The organism is Bacillus amyloliquefaciens DSM 7 = ATCC 23350 (genome assembly GCF_000196735.1).
Taxonomy (GTDB): Bacteria; Bacillota; Bacilli; order Bacillales; family Bacillaceae; genus Bacillus; species Bacillus amyloliquefaciens.
This window is the reverse complement of record NC_014551.1, coordinates 611,697-629,986: the sequence shown is the minus strand read 5'-3', so window position 1 is coordinate 629,986 and position 18,290 is coordinate 611,697. Positions and strand designations below refer to the sequence as shown.

The following is an 18,290-nucleotide window of genomic DNA, read 5'->3' as shown; positions in this document are numbered from 1 at the left end:
AAGGATGCTTCCCGAAGTCCGATGAATTTCAAGAAACATCCCCGATATTTTACAGAGAGACTTCAACCTCTTTTAAGCTAGGCAAAGCATCGATCGCACCGATTTTAGTGCACACGAGCGCCCCTGCCTTATTGGCAAATGACACAATATCACGCAGCTTCGCAAAATCTTCAGCTGCCGTCTGAATTTCATCCGTGCGTGCCAGCTGATACAGCGCTGCGCCGACAAACGCGTCTCCCGCTCCCGTTGAGTCTATTGATGTCACCGGAATGCTCGGAATGATATCAAGATCCTTCCCATTTGAAAGAAGGGTCCCGCTTTTCCCGAGTGTCACCGCCACAATGCCGGCCCCGATCTCATGAAGGATTGCAACACCTTCTTTATGATCTTTCGCACCGCTGATCTCAAGCTCCTCGTCACTGACTTTCACAAAATCACTTACAGCAATTGCTTTTTTGGCGGTGCTTATAAACTCTGAAACTATTCCCTTCCATAAATCCTCGCGGTAGTTAGGATCGAAGGAAACAAACTGTCCATTGTCTTTCGCAATCGACATCAGCCGTAAATAGGCCGTGCAAAACGGATCTGATAACAATGCCGTCGCTGAGCCGAAATGAAGGATTTTCGCATCGTTTACCTTTTCCAGATCAATATCCTCCAAAGTAAACAAAGCATCCGCTCCTCTGTTAAAAACAAAGTCGCGCTCCCCATTTTGTTTTAATGAAACAAACGCAAGCGTTGTAGGCGCTTTCTCATCCATGATGAGCATAGAAGTATCGACGTGTACGGCGTCTAAAGTCTGCTTCAGAAAGTACCCAAACGGATCCTTGCCTGTTTTTCCGCTGAAAGCCGCGTCTCCGCCCAGTTTCGCGATGGCCGCTGACACATTCGCCGGCGCACCGCCCGCACTTTTTAAGAAATTGCGTCCTTCCGTCAAATCAACATCATCGGTACAAAAGAAATCAATTAACAATTCTCCAATACAAATAACAGATTGGCTTCCCACATTATCACACTCATTTGTCAGTTCTCGATTATAGTTTCAGTATAGTGCTTTCTCTCATAAATACAACCGTTCACATAGAATATTTTAAATTTTACATATACTCATCTTGCAGCCCTTTGCTCCAGTTCAGACATCATCTGCTTATATTTTTTTTCAGTTAAAGGATAAAGAGAAATGAGAATAATAGACAGCAGAATGAACAATCCCGGAATGAGCGCATTCATATTTTTAATCGCATTCAATGACGATACCGTCTGATCGGTATTCGCGGCATACCCGGCGATTCCGAGATAAACGGCCGAAAATGACCCGGCTAACGCGACTCCGAGCTTATTGATAAAGCTCATGCTCGATATCACCACGCCATCAGCCCGGACTCCGGTTTTCCATTCCGCATAATCAACACAATCGGCAACCATTCCCCAAGCAAGGGTATTCAAAGGCGTCGTGAAAAATCCAGAAACGAAGAGCCAAAAGAAAATAAGCGGAATCGAAGAATACGATGTAAACTGAAGGCCCGCATAAGAAATAAGCGATAACGCCGCCGTAATCATCATGACTTGTTTTCTGCCCCGCTTCTCAGAAAAGAAAGGAATAAACAGATTGCTGATCAGCGCTGCCCCGAAAAACAACACGGTTCCTAAAAACACAAATTCCTTATGATTGACGTTATACGTAAAATAGTACACCATCGTGCTGAGTTTAATGTTAAACCCGATCGCAAACGCCAAAAATGAAGAAACCAAAATGAGCAAAGGCTTGTTTCGGAACAAAACAGATAATGTTTTTTTCATTCCTTGTTTTTTTCTTTTTTCAGGCTGAATCCGCTCCCGTACAGTAAAGAAACTGAACAAATTCAAAGCGATGCTCACCGCCGCATAGATAAGCGCCGTCATCTGGAATCCAAACGCCTGGTTTGTCCCGCCGATGGCGTCCGCAAGCGGTGTCGCACAGGAGATCGATAACAGAATTCCGATATAAACCAAAATCATCCGGGTCGTCGTCAGAACCGTCCGTTCCTCCACGGAATTCGTCATCCGCCCCGTTAAGCTGTTGACCGGAATCGTCTGCATGCTAAAGGACATCCCAAGCAGAATATAGGTGATGTACGCATAGACCATGTTCCCCGTCTCGCCGAAATGAGGGGTCGTAAAACATAAGAACGTAAATAACGCAAAAGGAAACGCCACCCACAGCAAATACGGCCTTGCCTTTCCCCATCTTGTATTCGTCTTGTCTAAAATCACGCCCATAATCGGATCAAAAATAGCGTCCAGCACTCTTACGATCAGAAACAAAGCTGCTATCACCGCAGGCTTAATGCCGCCGACGTCTGTATAGTAGAATAATAAGTATGCGTTTACAAATTGAAAGATAATATTGTACGACATATCGCCGAATCCATATCCGATCCGTTCAATCCAGGTCAGGCCGTGATGTTTCGTCTTTACTGCCGCTGCTTTTTCTGTTTCAATCATCATATCCCACCCCAAGAATCCGTTTTCATTTCCAGTAAACAAAAGGGAGAATGCAAAGATCCTCCCCATTCACTCAGCGATTTGGATACACCATCACTTTTAAGCATTCATTTTTAAATTGGAATGCCCGTTCCATCGCTTCTTGTGTCTGCTCCAGTGAATACTGATCCGTTACAAGATGCTTCGTGTCCACAATGCCGGAAGCGAGAAATTCAATTCCCTTCGGATACGTATTGGCATAACGGAAGATCCCGTATATATCAATCTCGTTATCTGCAATAAACGGCACATTGAGCGGGATTTCGTTCTGAGAAGGCAAACCGACAATCGCCAATTTTCCGCCCCGGCGCACGGAAGCCAGTGCGGATTGCAATGCCGCCGGATTCCCCGCTGTTTCCCAAGCAGCATCAACGCCTCTGCCATTTGTGATCGTTTTGATTTCTTCACCGGCATCCTGTTCCCGGATATTGATGACGTGCGTCGCTCCCATTCTCTTCGCGGCATCTAACCGCAGCGGCTCCAAGTCGGTCACAATGATTGTGCCTGCCCCGTATGCTTTCGCTGCCGCAACGGCCATTAACCCAACAGGGCCCATTCCCATGATCGCAATCGTTGTCCCGGGCTGAAGCTTCGTTCTCACGGCCGCATGAATGCCGACAGAAAACGGTTCAATCAAAGCCGCATCTTCATAGAAAAGAGAATCCGGAATCGAAAAAACAAAGTCCTGACGCATTTTGATATATTGGACAAATGCGCCGTCAACCGGCGGTGTCGCCAAAAACTGCACATCCGGACAAAGATTATAACGCCCTTCCTTGCACGCCTCACAGCGTCCGCACGTGACACCAGGTTCGACAGCGACACGGTCTCCCACCTTGAATTGATCGACAGACGATCCGACCGCGGCAATTTCTCCCGCGCATTCATGACCGAGGATAAATGGTTTTTCCACTATATAATTGCCTATTCTGCCATTTGTATAGTAATGCAGATCCGATCCGCAAATTCCGACAGCCATCACCTTTATCAGCACTTCATCATGATTGATGTCAGGGACGGGCAATGTTTCGATTTTGATTTCTCTCGTGTTATGCATAACTGCCGCTTTCATGTTTTGAGGCACTTTGTGAGTCATTTGGCAAATTCCTTTCTCTGCTCTGAAATGTAAGTGCATACATTTTTGTTTTCTCTGTTACTGCCACCATTTTAACTTCTTTTCAAGACGTTCAACAGCCTTTCCTGCTGTATAAAAGGACAGCCGCACTGTACTTTTTATTTTTTCATATACAAAAAACACTGAATTGATAAAATAGTACTAATAGGAGGTGCAGGCTAAATGGCTGAACTAGAAAACCGGATACAATTTGCAGAACTGCTGGCACCTGCTGTCAAATCGCTGAAACTTCATCCTGATTACAAAGTCAAAAGGACAAAAAACGTAAAAGCAGGACAGACTTATATAGACAAAATTGCACTCAGATTAGGCGTTTCCTCTAACACGATCAAAAGCTGGATCGGACAGATGGGCGCAAACTATATCCCCGGACGAATGGACGACGGAAAACTGTTCGGAATGATCTGGATCATTATAGAAAAGACTGACATGGGTCCTGAATGGCTGACCGGCCTTCTGGAAACCACCACCATTCCCGTCATCAAACCCGCATTGCCCGCTTGGACAGCGTCCTGTCTAAAAAAAGCAAAAATACTCCGGAAAGACGGATCATTCGGAGCGCCGAGTGATGAAGACGTTGAAAAGGCAGTGAAGCGGCTGTTTCACGACAGACCCGGCCTTGAAACGAATGCGCTTACAGAACAGCCTGTGACACATAACCTGCCGTCACGCCGGACGGGGAACTTTATCGGCCGCGGCTTTGACATGGAAGCGATCCGGCAATGGATGCTGTCTCCGTCACCGGTCTGTTTAATCACCGGCTGGGCCGGCATGGGAAAAACGACAATCGCCCTTGAAGCGGCCTATTCGTGTATCGGCGGTTCTTCAGATTGGACGGCATTTTGCAGCATCATCTGGATCAGTGCTGACTGGAAAGGATTGAGCTTCAGCGATTTTTTAAACACGATCGCCTATCACCTCGGACGCACCGAACAAATCGACAAATCAATCAACGAGAAACGGTTCGTCGTCCGCAATGCATTAGCCGCTCATTCAAACGAAAAACCCGTACTGCTGATTATTGACAGCATCGATATGGCGGAACGTGACATTCACGAATTTATCATCAGCCTTCCGCAAGGTGTAAAAGTCCTCCTTACGGCGCGGGAAAACGTAAAACAAACATACCGGGACGGCCTCGGAGAAATGGAGGCCATCCAGCTGAGCGGCCTTGAGCAAACGGATGCCCTTGAATTTTTTCAGCAAGAAGTGCACCGCTGTCTGAAAACATGCAACCTCCCGCATAAACGGGAGAAGCTGGAGCAGCTGTTGAAGCTATCGCCTGACCTTAAGAATGAATTCATCTCGGCAGCCGCCGGCAACCCGAAGGCCATGGCACTCAGTATCGCTTACATGTCGGACGACGACATCCCCGCTCCGCAGCTCATTCAAGAACTTAAACAAGCGGGCTACTCATTATTGGAATTGTTTGAGGTTCTCTTTGGCCGCACATGGGACAGATGTCATGAAGACACACGGAAACTATGGCAGACGCTTTGCTTTTTCGCTAAGCCCCCTGATGAGAAAAGTTTAGCGGCAGCGGCCGGATTAGACGCCCGCCGTTTTCATTTCGCTATTGAACAAATGCGGTCATATGCCCTGATTCAGCCGGAACGAAACGAAGGAAGAACACAGTACTCAGCGCATCAAACCGTTGTTGCTTACGGAGAACAGCACTTATCCGAACATCAGGAATTTGAAAAAGAAGCCCGCAGCCGCTGGGCGCATTATTATATTGATTATGCGGAAACCCATATAAAACGGGAACAGCCCAATTCTGTCTATTGGAGCTATCTGCTGGGACGGAATTTAGAGCAAATGAAAAAGGAATGGCCGAATATCCTAAAGGTCATCGAATGGTCAAGCGAAACCGGACAACATGAAACCCTGATCGAACTCATCACCCGTATCAGTCATTTTCTAAGCAGAATCAACCTGCCCCTGCGAATCGAATACGGATTAAAATCCGCCGATGCCGCCCGTCAATCAGGCGAACACACGCGGGAAGCTTACTTCAGGATCGACACGGCAGGCTGGGCGCTCATGGAAGTCAATGATTTAGACGGAGCTTTGCAGCAGGTAGAAACCGGCCTGAAGATTCTGGAACAATCAGGAGCGCCGGATCACGACGACTTGAAAGTATGGGGGCTCGCCCTGCAATCGAGGCTGCTGTTAAAAACCGGAGACCCGGAAAAAGCGGCAGCAATGCTGGACGACATAAAAGATCAGCCCGTCTCGCCCATTATCCGGCACAGGGTTCTTCTGGTCCGCGGCGACCTGAGTTTCGCCCATTCTCACTACGAAGAAGCCATCACATTATACGAAGCGGCAAACACAACCAGCGCCGCATACGGCGGCGAAAAAACGATAGAAGCCTATTTCAATTTGGGCATGGCTTACGTGAAGTGTAATCAGCTCGAAAAAGCGGAAAAAGCCTTTGAACAGATGCTCTATGACAAACATAACGCCAATCAAGTTGAGCTGATCTATTACTATTACGGAATGGCACAGCTGTTGTACCGTAAAGGAGAGAAACCGAAAGCGATCGAATCGAATCAGAAGGCGATTCGTCTGATTGATTCGTGGGAGCCTGGGATTGGGATTCGGGGTGAGGTGGAGCAAATGGACATTCTCATTTAAAAGACAACTACATTGCGGCTAGCGGTACGAGCTTTGAAAAACACTCATAACCTTGTTGTTTTTAAAGATAAAAAGGTATCTTTATCAGTACAGTAAATTGATTAAGATACCTTGATTGAAAAATTAATATTTCACAGAAAACAAATTTCTAAAGTTAAACTTTTTAACAAGAAGAGGTTAATACTTATACAGCCGTATTAATGCTGTACTGTAATATAATGTTTTAGTTCACCTGACCAATATCTTCCTCCCCACTCCTGTCCAACTTGCACATCATACTTACCTGCAGGAAGATTTTTCGTTGAAAAACTCACACGAAAATTACGTGAACCAATACTATGCAAAATATCTTTTCTGGCAATTACTTTACCTTTATTATTTAATATAATTACTGAAAAGCCATTATCTAAATCCCTAGCCAAAGTACCAGTAACCACAATGGAAGTAGCTCTTTTCGTATATGTATTAGCATCTGTTTTAAATTTGATTGTACCTTTCGAATCCATAGCAAATGCTTCTGACCCACCTGCGAAAATGATAACTCCCAAAAGTGCTGCTGTAAACAGTGTCATTACTAACTTTTTCATCTTTAAAATTCCCCTTTTCTTTTTAATATTTTAAATCCACAATTATAATAACATATCCCCCTAAAAAAAAGAGGTTTTTCCATATCCTTCTTCTGAGAAATGAATAAGTATGATAGAAATTTATTAATATTAATGCAAATTTGAGTTTCTTGTGAAATGAATCTTAAAATTTGAAGTATCATCTATAAAACCTTTGCCAAGGTGGCCAATAAACCCATATACTCGAATAAAAAATTACAAAGTGTTAAACAAATACACTTTTACAAAAAATTTTATTTTTTTCAATTCTAGTAGGCGGATGTGAGGAGAATTTGTTCGCGCGCATTTTATTTGCCTGCTCGAAATAACGAATCAGTTATTATTTTCATCTGCAGAATCGCGTTCTATTTTTTCATAGAATTTTTCCTGAAACTTTAAGTGTTTTTTCCAACCTCTTCTTTTCTTATGGTTTTCCCATACATGCAGGGTGATGACTTTTCAACGGATCTTTGATTTTGTGCAGTTCTAAAGCAGAGGGTATGATGAACACATTTAAGAATTGATCTATATCATCAAAGCCTTTTCAGTCAGTTATTGTGTATGTGAATTTTTGTATATCTTTTCGATTGTTTTCTTGTGCATTTACTCTTGTTGGACATTGGCTTTAAAATAAGTGAAGACACGTCCGGCTATTATGATTGATAGCCTGAAGTACAATTTTATCAAAAACACCTTGTAAGTCGGTTGTATTTTCATAAAGTTAGTGCATTTCTTCTAGTCTATAATGAGTGGTGCAGAATATTATATCGTTGATATTCAATCCAAGAAACCATATGTTACGCCCCTCCCACACAACTATTCCTAGAATTCCAAGCGCCCAATGGATATGGGTAGAAAACACAATGTGAATAACAGCATGATAAGTGACACTATCCCTAAATATCTCCTCATGTTTCCCCCTTTCTCTTTCCTTCCATACTATTAAATTTATTTTTATAATAGCTTATATCTTGAGAAAACAAGACTATTATAATACTCTTGATCTGCATTTAAAATTGGCTTAGTGTTATTATTTAATAAAGATCTGTGCAATGAAAACTCTTTCTGTCCGATATACCCTTAAGTATTCCTAATCAACATTATGCTGGTGAGTTCAAATATTTCTTCATTCAAACTCTAGTTCTTCTGCTCTTTTTCAAGATCCAAACAATTAATGCAATAAAAACGATGTTAATTATAAACGCAGAAATAACATAAGTTTCATCTGAAACGCCAATATACTTCCCTTTCGATTCTAAGAGATTCCTTACTTGCTTACTCCATAAAGAACCATTCAGCGAACTATCGTCTGCTCCAAATGTAATTTGTGCTGTTTCCTTATTGTTGCTTGTAATATTAACACCATAAAATACTGTATACCTATTGTTATAAAAGATAGGCATATAAGAATAGTCAGAAACTAAAGGCTTTACCTTTTTGGCAGGTAATGATACGTACAAAATCGCAGAATAATTACCTATCCCTGTTTCAAATTGCTCTGCTTTAATAAACTTCGTGTTTGAAGGTAGATCAATATTATAAAAATGCTCAAAAATTTGAATATCTTCTTCCGAAAAATCTGTTAATTGGTAGTAATGCGGATCAATAATACATTTATGAAAATACCATCCATTAAACAATAAAAAACAGGCACTTATTAAAATTACTAATACTGCCTTATATATAATCTTTAACTGTATCACAATGATATGCGCCCCCCTCATAATATGCATTATAACGCTTTTCCCAAAAGTAAATCAAAACAGCGATTTACTTTTGGGAAGAATTAATTATTCAGATTTTATTTTTTCTTTAAGGCAATCTGCAAATGCTTGTGCAATTGCTTGACCATCCTCTTGGGTATAATTATTAACACTAAAATGCTGTTTAAATTCCAAACAGACAGGATTGTTGGTGTTTAAATAGTACTCTGCATCCTTAGTAACTGCTTCAAATGAATTATTAAATCTGTTTTTGAAAAATTGAGAGTATCTTGTACTATAGCCGGTAGTATAGTATTCTTCAAATACCTTGTAAACTGGTTGTGAGGCAATCCCTGTTCTTGTATTCATAGCAAGGTTAACAGCGTCTACATCTCCTAATAAATCCGGAAGTCCAAATGTACCAATTTGACCTCCTATTAAATCTATTGCAGCATCATAAGTTGTTTTATAATTAGCATTATATTTGACAGTGTCTCCCCCTACTGTAATTAAATCACCTGCCCATCCTGCAAGATCTTGTATCATTCCTACAGAACTATGAATTATTGCATTAAAAGTGGCCATCATATGTGCGTCATCTAGTGTCAGTTTAGAAATTGGATCTATCAGGATTCTCTTTTCTTGTCCCTTCAATACATCATCAGCTATTTTAACAAAATCTGAGTCAATAAAATCCGCTGTTAAAATCCACAATAAACCATCATATTCATCTTTTCTTAGATACTGGGCAACTAATTCATTTGCCTGTTGAGTAATATTCCCGACCGGATTAGGTTTATTTCCTTCCTTTTTAGTAACATAATCTACTGCTGTATTATATAAAACTTTTAATTGATTTAAGAACTTATTATTTGTCGTCGAAACATAATCGTTACTATTTTCTTTATTATAAACTATAGAATTAACGCCTTTATCCTTGCCCGATGAGATATTATTATCAATCTCTATTTTCCCAAGCCCATCCCCTATACTCCTTGTTTTAATTTGGTCAAATGCCCAATCGGTGGGAAGTGAATAGCCGCGGTTACCGCTAAATCCTGAAGACATATCACATACAAAACTACTGACTGAGTAACCTGCTGCGGCCACGCGGCTACAAACATTTCTCGCGCCATAAATACCAATTTGATAACCACTATTGAGTTGGGCAAATGTCCTTTTAATTGCTTTAAAATAAGGGAGTATACGACTGGTAACCTCACCGTCAACAGCGTCGTAATCTACAGTAAAATAAATAATAGTATTTTCTTTAAAACCATATCCCTTAGCCGCACCAATAGCTGCTCTTGCATCGAATACCCCTTGAGTTTCTGTAAAATAAGAAGCTTCAGTTGATTTTCTCTCGTAAATTGGAAATACGCTAAGACCTGCAGCAAATATAGTCTCTAATTCAGGCAACGTCATCTGATGCGATCCAGTAAGGTATCTCCCAACCGTTTTATACCCGTTGGATTTCAAAGTTGCTGCTCTGGCAGCATTAATTGGTGTCGCACAATCACAAGCTGTTCCTTTCCTATCTTCGTCACCTTTGCTTACTAAAAGAGATGCCCAGGTCTGCATTCCAGCCACTCCATCGGCAGGTAATGCTGAAAACCTTTGAAAATCAATAAGTGCTGTTCTCATATTTTCATCGAAGATACCATCAAATCTTCCTGGATTACGATTATTACAGTACAAAGCATATTGTAAGAGCTTTACAAAATTAGCTTTTGTGCTACCCATTGAGATTGTCGGGCATTTTGATTTTGTAGCAGGTCCAAATGTTCCAGTTGGTTCTGCTATTCCTTCTTCGACCTGGAGTGCGTAAATTAAAGCCTCATTAGTTTGTCGGGAGTATCTACCGTCACATGGATTAAGGCCAGTGACCTTATAATATTTCCGATTCAGCTCTTGTTGAATATTACGAATTTTGGCATCTCCTACATTTACAAAAGCGTCCATATTTAATAGCGCTTTAAAGATTATAGGAGTTGCAATTCCATCTTGATTAGACAACCCTGCATCAGTTTGAAATTTTTTTATAGCAGCCTTTGTACCATCACCATAGGTTCCTGTAAAACCAGTTGGATTATATCCCTTGCAATACAATGCACCTTGAAGAATCATAATTTGATTTCTTGTTTTTTCATTCGAAGAATCAGATTTAGTTGATAATGTAGGACATTTTGCCATAGTAGCCGGTCCAAATGTTCCAGTAGTTGACGTAATTCCTTCTTCAATTTGTAATCCTGTAATCAAAGCCTCAATCACAGGCCACCCTGTTTTTCCATTTTCATCAATTTTTACATAACCTGGCCTGTTTAAGTAAACAAGATTTACCCATTGTTGAACTTTTTTTACCATTTCATCCATTTTTCCCACTCCTTATTTTTTGTTAGTATGGTACTTTCATTTAAAGGTGGCAAACGTATGACAAATTAAGAGTATCTACTCTTACTTCAAAAGATGTAAAGAATAAAACCTATGAACACAAATCCTTCTACAAGATTTGTAACAAAGTCATATACCTTGATGCAATTGAATAAATTATTCTAATTTATTCGTAATTTGAGATTAATGATAGAAATAAAAAAAGGCCTCTCACAAATTCATTGAACTTGTGAGAAGCCTCGAACATTCATAAATAGATCAAAGGGGCATCAAAATGACGTCCGTTGCCGACAAACCCTTGTAAATCAAGGGTTTTTTGTCGGTTTTACATCATTCCGCCCATAGATCAATCTCTTTCAAGAACATACATTCCTATTCATTTGAGCAATTCGATATTTGTTTTTTCGCTCGATTGCCCTCATATCTCTCATTGATATTCATATTTGAATTTATAAATCGTGACCAATTGTGTGACCAAAATTGAACCCTTTTTTATTGTGATGCAATTAAGCGGGATGGTAAAAATTATATTTTTTTAAGTCCTCCGTAAACTGCTCCATTTGCTCCGGCTCCAATGTAAGCTTCCACCGTTTTGGAATTTATAATAACTCCAAGCCATTTGAAGCCGACAACAGACTCTACATAAATCCGGGAGTAAACTTCTCTATATGCATATCCCCCATAACTCGCGTCTCTTTCAGCACCTAATTTTCGTACTGATATGTCGAGGCCCGAACCACCGAAATGTTTGTTATAATCTCCGTCCTTTTGTGCAACAGAGACTTTTTTTCCGTTATATTCAAATCGGCCTTCAGCCCATAATGTAAACAATTTTGCTCCATTAGTACCGTAACCGATTCCAGTAGTTCTTTCTGTTCTTGTACTAAGTTTTGCACTTGCTTGATCGTCGGAATCTTTAGGTGCAGAGACAGTTTTTCTCTCAATAATTTGAATATCTCCAATATCGCCCACGAAGACTTTCACAGTGCTGTTTTCATTTTTAAACGTGAAGACTTTTCCTAATGATTCTGTTTTATCTTGTTCAAAAATAAAATCGTTAATATTCAATGCCTTCCCTTTATATTTATCCAGTTGGGATTTCATTTCAGGAAAAACATTATTTGTTGATAAGTTGGGATTGTTAAATGCACTTGGTGTAGGATGATTTTTGTAGTGTTTGGAAATTGTTTTTTCAATTTTTTCTAAAGAAGAGTCTTTTGGCAGAAATTCTATGCTGTCTTGTAATAATGGCACAGCATTTTCAACGTAATTTTTAATCTGTTCTTTGTCCCTCTGAGAGTCTTTTGGTTCGACCGCACTTGCCGTCCCTCCGTAAATACTGGTAACAAGCGAAATACTAAGTAAAAAGAATAGAATCTTTTTCATTTTATTACCTCCGTTTATATTCACCCCGCTTGTTATACATTTCTATACATTTTTACTTTTCCCTTCCAATTATTTTTCGGGAATAATGATAAATCAGATAAATAACTAAAAGTATCAATAGTGCAAGTGCAATTATATAGATCGGGAGAGCCAAAAACGAAGCATAATTTGCTACTAAAACCAAGCCAAGCACAGTAAGTGCCATTAAGCTTATAAACCTCAGTAAAATCATATCTAATCCTCCCTTTATGATTTATCCTCATTTTAACAAAAAACAACCCCGACCAAAGGGCTGTTTTTTGTGATTTGTGAACATCTACATATTAATATTCAGTTTAATGCAAAATATCCTCCAGTTTCGCTTTTGTCTTCGGCCCATAAATCCCGTCAGCAGGAAGACCATACATAGATTGGAATCGTTTGACCGCGTTTGCTGTTTTCGCGCCATATGCGCTGTCGATTCCGAAATTCTTTGCGCTCTTATCCGGGTAGTAATGAAGAGCCGCCAGCGCCGTTTGAATCTGTTTTACGGCCTCCCCTCGGGTCAACGGGCTTGTGACTTTAAAAATACCCGCTGGCAGGCGGAAAGATGATTTTTTGCTGCTGGATGGTGAGCCGGCCGAATCCGTCAGCTTTATTACCTGTCCGACTTTGATTAGATTTGGATTCTTGATGCCGTTCAAGCTTTGCAGGGTTTTCATGCTTACTCCTGTTTTCTCTGCAATTACAGAAAGGACATCGCCTTTCTTGACGGTGTACGTCGCCCCGCTGGTCTTTGAATCTGTTTTTTGTGGTTTGGATGCTTTTTCACCCCCAAGACGTTCTAATTCTGCAGCAATGGCCGCTTTCACTTGATCCCAGCGCCCCTCAGAAAGAATAAGATGCGGACAGTATTTTCCGTTCCAGTCCTGATGCTTTCTGATTTTGTCAACGCCCCATCCGCGTTCTTTAAGAAGTTGCGCCACAAACTTGATAGCTTGCGCCTCTGCTGCTCGGTACCGCGCGCCACCTGACTTACTGTAGCAGATTTCTACCGCGATAGACTTACGGTTCCCGGTTCCGTTTGTGCCGTCGCCAGAGTGCCAAGCGTTCCGATCCAGGGGAATTCCCTGAATTACCTCTATATCATCGACGGCAAAATGATAGCTTGTCGATTCGCTGTTACCGGTCATATAACTGATTTCATTGGCGGCTGATGCATCGTTTGCCGTGTTATGAATAGTAATATACTCTGGCGTCATTGGGTTCGGGCATTTCAGGGCGTATTTTTCACTTGGAACTAATCTTTTTTTGACTGCAATTGTCATGAAAAATCTCTCCTATTCTGTTTTGAAATATAAAAAGGCCGCCGAACGGCAGCCCTTACTTGGTTAAATCGTTCTGTTTTAAAACGGCTTTTTGCTTATGGCCTTTTTCAGTCACATAGTTGTTTTTGAACCATGCTACCAGTGACATGATGATCGTAAATCCGATGGAGCCGCCTAAATAAACCGCGTCCGCAAGGTCATTCACTTGATCATCTGCAATCGGTAGCACATCCTTACCAAACATCACTAAAACTTGGTTTACGAGAGCAATAAAAAGAAGCACAGTCCGGACGACTGTACCTTTGTCGAATTTTTTCATATGTTGTTTTCCTCCTTATTTTTGCAGCAGGTTATACATGATCGCGATAGCCCCGCCGATAAAACCGGTGCTGACTGCTGTTATTATGGCCCCTGTGATGGTCCGTTTGATCCAAGTCGTATTTTCATCAATTTTGTTCAGCTTTTCATTTAATGAAATGATTTGCTGATCATGCCTGTCTGAAGAACGCTCAAGGACACTCACTCGTTGTTCAAGAGTCTTTTGCCCGGCTTTAACCTCTGTAATTTCTTTTTGTAAAGCATTCACTTCCGGTACCTCCGTCATTTGTGACATTAGTACGCCCCCCTTTTATCTATCTCATACGCTTCACCTCCTTCGAGGCAAAATAAAAACACCTATTCGGTTACAGGTGCTGGTTCACTACGGCCTTCATTTGCTGACAGTGCAGCATTTAATTGTTCTTGAAGTTCCTCGCGCTTCTTTTGAGCAAATGTATATAAAGCTTTGTATTCGGCGCGTTCCTTATTCTTTTGATCCAATTCTTCTTGCAGTGAAATAGATTTATAGATTTCAATCTGCAGCTGTTCCTGAAGCTGCTCTTTTGTCATTTCTTGCACCCTGTTCCCCTCCCTATTCTTGATCCGGATACGCATTACCGCGTTCGTTTTCTGTAATTTCATCATATTCCGCTTGTGTGATGCGGCCTTTCTCAACGGCTTTTCTCATTTCAACGGTCAAAACAGTTCCATTTTTCCAGCAGTCTTCAAAAAAACCGAAGAGAACGCTTCGATTCTCCAATGAAATTTCCTCCGCTTCTTATGATTGATTCATTAAGAGATTGCAAACACGCTGAAGATCAAGAGTTCTAGCTTTCAAATTTTCCTCTTCATCAGTTTGAGAACCTTCGCTTTCTTCTTTAATACGTTCAATATCTTCCGTTGATAAGCCCTCAGTCCAGCAGTTATTTTCAAAATCTCTTTTAACCATAAAAAACTGTTCGGCCGGAGCTTCATAAAAACCTTCAGGTGGCTCACGATCTTCAGAATTCTGATAAAACACGCCGTTTACAAAACCTTCTTTATCAACTCCTAAAAAAGTTTTCATGGCAATCCCACCTATTTATCTTTTGGTCTAAAATGGATGTTACTTATTGATACTTCATATTCTCGTCCGTCAGTCGGTCCATAAAATAGCTTTATATCGCCGCTCGGATACACAGTAAAACGTTCCTTTCCGGTTCCGTTCCAAACGTAAGCAGGAAAGATCTGCTGATACTCCGGTGCAACTTCTTCAGGCAGACTGCAAATTACATAATCACGCAGTTCCCCAGCACCCATTTTCCTCAAAAAGCCCCGCAACATTACATCGCCGCTTTCATTAATTCGATATTTAACCGGACCAAAAGAGCCTCCTTTACTTGCGAAAGGACTCATAACCTGCAAGAATTCCCACCCACTGTCTTTATTTCTTATCACAAATCTTGATTTTTTGTGCTCCAAAACCGCTTCATATCTATCTCCAACTAAGCCGTCGTAATTTACTGTGTTTTTCAACTGCATAACAACCTCATTGTTCAGCGAAAAATCAAAATATGTGCCAGCTGAATCACGAGTATCAATTTGATTTTGTGAATAGATTTTCAGGGCCGAAGTATAAGTTTCTTCCGGAAATGTTTTGCCTCCGTCTATCGTAATTGTGCCATTCTCGATTAACACACGGTTTATGTCATATTTAACATTCCCACTTGTATCTTCAGCCTGCCTTCTTTGTGAGAATGATGAAGCTGTCAATTCTAAAACATCATAGTTTAACCCTTCACTTGCTCTTTTTCTTTGATATATTGTACCCGCTTCAATATAAGCAGTCAGTGAATCCGAGTTTGAGATTGGCTCAAACCGGGCTCCTTTTATCAAAGAACCTTCTATCGTGATCCCCTTGATCGTGCCGGCGGTTATTTTATCAGCAGACAGATTGGCGATTTTTGCGTTTGTAATTGCTCCATCAATAATATGTGCGGTGTCAATTATGGCCGTTCCAAGGTGTGCCTTTTTAATTGCGGCGTTCGCAATAGCAGCAGACCCTACCGCCGCATCTGCAATTTTTGCTGATGTTATCGCGGCTGATTGAATATTGGCTGAACCGACCGCAAGGTTTGCAAGATAGTTATTCGTGATGACCCCATCAACCAGGGCTACGTCATAGGGACTGTAGCCATATTCTTTAATTACCGCTCCTTTTCTGACTTGAATTTTTCTTACGACATAACTGCAATTACTGTTATCATCCGAACCACGGCCGCCCAAACCAATTGTGTAATTATTACCGGTTTCTGGTGCCGTGAATTGAATATTCACTCTCACGAATTCATCAGCCGGGTAATTGCTTATGTCAGTGAGCCCGCTTGCATCCAATGAAATGAATGTGCTTCCTTTTTTTAGATGATTCCAAGATATATCTGTTGTATTATTTCGTTTCACTTCAAAAGACAAAGTATATACTTGATCTTTCACAAGCGCCATCGTCTGTTTTACAGAGAGTTGACAAACACCAAAAGCCTTGGTGCCATCCTGAGAAATTGTCATTTCATTGAATTCTTTTTTGTCTATCGTGTACTTGGCGCCTGAATAGGCATACCACCAGTTGCTATCCAACAATGAACCCGGCAAAATATTGGCATCATCAAAATTTCTGGAAAGCTTATCAGCATCAACGGCCAGGTCGGCCAGTTTTTCTTTCGTGATCGCTCCGAAAACAATGTCATCAGTCAGAATGCGCTGAGTGGTCGCGGAAAACTGATCCGTGAATTCGCTCGCAGTGCCCCGTGTGTTGATTGAGCGCAAGCGATAATACCAAACTTCATTTACTCCCGTAAAATGCTCGTATCCGCCTGTTTTGCCTCTGAAAATACGATTCTCTTTTAATGGGGTGAATCCATTTACTTGTGAAGCATATACCTCATAAGCTGCGATATAACTGGACGGATCATAATCCCATGTCAGGGCCACATTCTGAAACATTGGCTTGATCACTACATTCGACGGAACAGGCGGGGCTTTATCAGGGAAACTGCCATCCGTAACCTCTCCGGCGTCCGGTTTGCTTTCCCAAGTGCCACGGTTCTTTTCGATCACACTTTCAATCTGCTCAAGCCTACCGTCTTTTTGTAATGCCGATAAAAATTGCCCGATCTCAACAACGCAAGTATTTTCAGGATCGGTAATATCGTATTCCATTGAAATAACGCGCTGTGATGTCTCAATTGGGATAGCGAAATTTCGATCAATTGCGATCGTTGTATCTCCCAATTCCACATGTTCGTGTTCGTGTCCCGGCACGCTCTCGAGCAGTTGCACGGACAGTTCGTAATTGATTTCTGTCTTACATGCAGTCGTAATCAAATGATCATATGTGGCCTTTAAGAGCTCTTCCGGCTCCGTTATGTCTTCATTATTGAACTGGCCTTCCCGATGGATCAGCTTTCCATCTTTAAGGCGCCCCAATCGTTCTAATAAATCCGGATCGCCAACCCATTCCTGGCCTAAAGGCTTATCGACCGGGTCGCCTTTTGATTTTTTCCATTCTACTTCAGAGAAATCAATAAAACGGGAATAACCGCCCGTTTCCTCTCCTTCCTCATCCGTAGACGCTATGGATGCCCCGTAACCCCAAAGGGCTGTCACCGGGTAACTGATAACGGTCCGCCGGATATTCGTTGTATCCTTATCACTCTCAAAGCGCTTCCCGCTGTCTTTACCGCGACGAGGAAGTATTTTTATGATTCGTTTAACGACCTTATTTCCATCAAATTCTATAGTGTCCTGAAGCTCTCCGCCCCATATATTGATCACATCAGCGATACAATCCAACGCTGTTTTTTTATAGAAGGTAGTCGAATTCACTCCAAGCTCCGCCGTTACTTCCGCCACCCATCTTGACCGAGAAAGAACATTATCCAGTACAAACTGAGCAGTTTTATTGGTAGGGCGAAAATCTTTTACAAAGGTTTCAGCAAGCTCCATCATGGCAGCTTCACAGGTAACCTGAGTGTTAATCTCTCCTTCTTCACTTGTATCATCCAGTTCCTTGATGACAAACAGACGCATTACACCGTCCTTATCGTTGAATACCACTTGATTCTCTTCGAATAGGAAGCGCGCGTCAGGGTGGGAGGCATCGGCTACAAAAGAAAAAGAAGAGCCCTTGTTGAGCTCTTCCTTGTATTTTGCATCCCAGAACGTACAGGTTTCTCGTCCGTGGCTGGACAGCACTGTCAATAATTTATCATCTGGTGAAAGTATATAAATGTCAGCCATGATCGGA

The 18,290-nt window shown here is 41.4% G+C and carries 15 protein-coding genes; 1 reads left to right on the top strand and 14 read right to left on the bottom strand.

The window, feature by feature from the left end; translation table 11 throughout:
- Nucleotides 1-49 precede the first annotated feature (49 nt).
- The 3 genes from BAMF_RS23555 to gutB form a co-directional block, all read right to left on the bottom strand.
- Nucleotides 50-1,006, bottom strand: coding sequence for a carbohydrate kinase family protein (locus BAMF_RS23555; RefSeq protein WP_013351249.1), 957 nt, complete (start codon nt 1,004-1,006; stop codon nt 50-52).
- Between the two features lie 101 nt (nt 1,007-1,107).
- Nucleotides 1,108-2,484, bottom strand: a complete 1,377-nt coding sequence (locus BAMF_RS23550) for an MFS transporter (protein ID WP_044051885.1) — start codon at nt 2,482-2,484, stop codon at nt 1,108-1,110.
- 73 nt (nt 2,485-2,557) lie between these two features.
- Nucleotides 2,558-3,619 carry a sorbitol dehydrogenase gene (gene gutB / locus BAMF_RS23545; protein WP_013351247.1) on the bottom strand — a complete coding sequence of 354 codons (1,062 nt, stop codon included), beginning with the start codon at nt 3,617-3,619 and terminating at the stop codon, nt 2,558-2,560.
- A gap of 201 nt (nt 3,620-3,820) precedes the next feature.
- Here gutB and BAMF_RS23540 point away from each other — a divergent pair, with 201 nt between their 5' ends.
- Nucleotides 3,821-6,298, top strand: coding sequence for a tetratricopeptide repeat protein (locus BAMF_RS23540; protein WP_013351246.1), 2,478 nt, complete (start codon nt 3,821-3,823; stop codon nt 6,296-6,298).
- A 197-nt stretch (nt 6,299-6,495) separates the two neighbouring features.
- On the opposite strand, the gene BAMF_RS23535 is transcribed toward BAMF_RS23540, so the two are convergent.
- The 11 genes from BAMF_RS23535 to BAMF_RS23485 all read right to left on the bottom strand — a co-directional run bounded on the left by BAMF_RS23535 (nt 6,496) and on the right by BAMF_RS23485 (nt 18,283).
- Nucleotides 6,496-6,885: a hypothetical protein gene (locus BAMF_RS23535; protein WP_013351245.1), complete on the bottom strand. Its 390-nt coding sequence runs from the start codon at nt 6,883-6,885 to the stop codon at nt 6,496-6,498.
- 1,148 nt (nt 6,886-8,033) lie between these two features.
- Nucleotides 8,034-8,636, bottom strand: a complete 603-nt coding sequence (locus BAMF_RS23530; RefSeq protein ID WP_014469835.1) for a hypothetical protein — start codon at nt 8,634-8,636, stop codon at nt 8,034-8,036.
- A gap of 57 nt (nt 8,637-8,693) precedes the next feature.
- Nucleotides 8,694-10,979, bottom strand: coding sequence for a glycoside hydrolase domain-containing protein (locus tag BAMF_RS23525; RefSeq protein ID WP_013351244.1), 2,286 nt, complete (start codon nt 10,977-10,979; stop codon nt 8,694-8,696).
- 543 nt (nt 10,980-11,522) lie between these two features.
- Complete coding sequence (locus tag BAMF_RS23520) at nt 11,523-12,383, bottom strand: hypothetical protein (protein WP_013351243.1); 861 nt, start codon at nt 12,381-12,383, stop codon at nt 11,523-11,525.
- A 335-nt stretch (nt 12,384-12,718) separates the two neighbouring features.
- A complete protein-coding gene (locus tag BAMF_RS23510) occupies nt 12,719-13,690 on the bottom strand; it encodes an N-acetylmuramoyl-L-alanine amidase (RefSeq protein ID WP_013351242.1) in 972 nt (323 codons plus the stop codon).
- Between the two features lie 55 nt (nt 13,691-13,745).
- Nucleotides 13,746-14,009, bottom strand: a complete 264-nt coding sequence (locus BAMF_RS23505; RefSeq protein ID WP_013351241.1) for a phage holin — start codon at nt 14,007-14,009, stop codon at nt 13,746-13,748.
- 15 nt (nt 14,010-14,024) lie between these two features.
- The gene (locus BAMF_RS23500) at nt 14,025-14,294 is read right to left on the bottom strand and encodes a hemolysin XhlA family protein (RefSeq protein ID WP_014470540.1); all 270 of its coding nucleotides are present in this window, start codon (nt 14,292-14,294) and stop codon (nt 14,025-14,027) included.
- Nucleotides 14,295-14,365: 71 nt separating this feature from the next.
- Nucleotides 14,366-14,578, bottom strand: a complete 213-nt coding sequence (locus BAMF_RS23495) for a hypothetical protein (protein WP_013351239.1) — start codon at nt 14,576-14,578, stop codon at nt 14,366-14,368.
- Nucleotides 14,579-14,600: 22 nt separating this feature from the next.
- Complete coding sequence (locus BAMF_RS40565) at nt 14,601-14,768, bottom strand: XkdX family protein (RefSeq protein ID WP_013351238.1); 168 nt, start codon at nt 14,766-14,768, stop codon at nt 14,601-14,603.
- Between the two features lie 18 nt (nt 14,769-14,786).
- Complete coding sequence (locus tag BAMF_RS23490) at nt 14,787-15,074, bottom strand: hypothetical protein (protein ID WP_007408580.1); 288 nt, start codon at nt 15,072-15,074, stop codon at nt 14,787-14,789.
- A gap of 11 nt (nt 15,075-15,085) precedes the next feature.
- The gene (locus tag BAMF_RS23485) at nt 15,086-18,283 is read right to left on the bottom strand and encodes a phage tail spike protein (protein ID WP_013351237.1); all 3,198 of its coding nucleotides are present in this window, start codon (nt 18,281-18,283) and stop codon (nt 15,086-15,088) included.
- Nucleotides 18,284-18,290 lie beyond the last annotated feature (7 nt).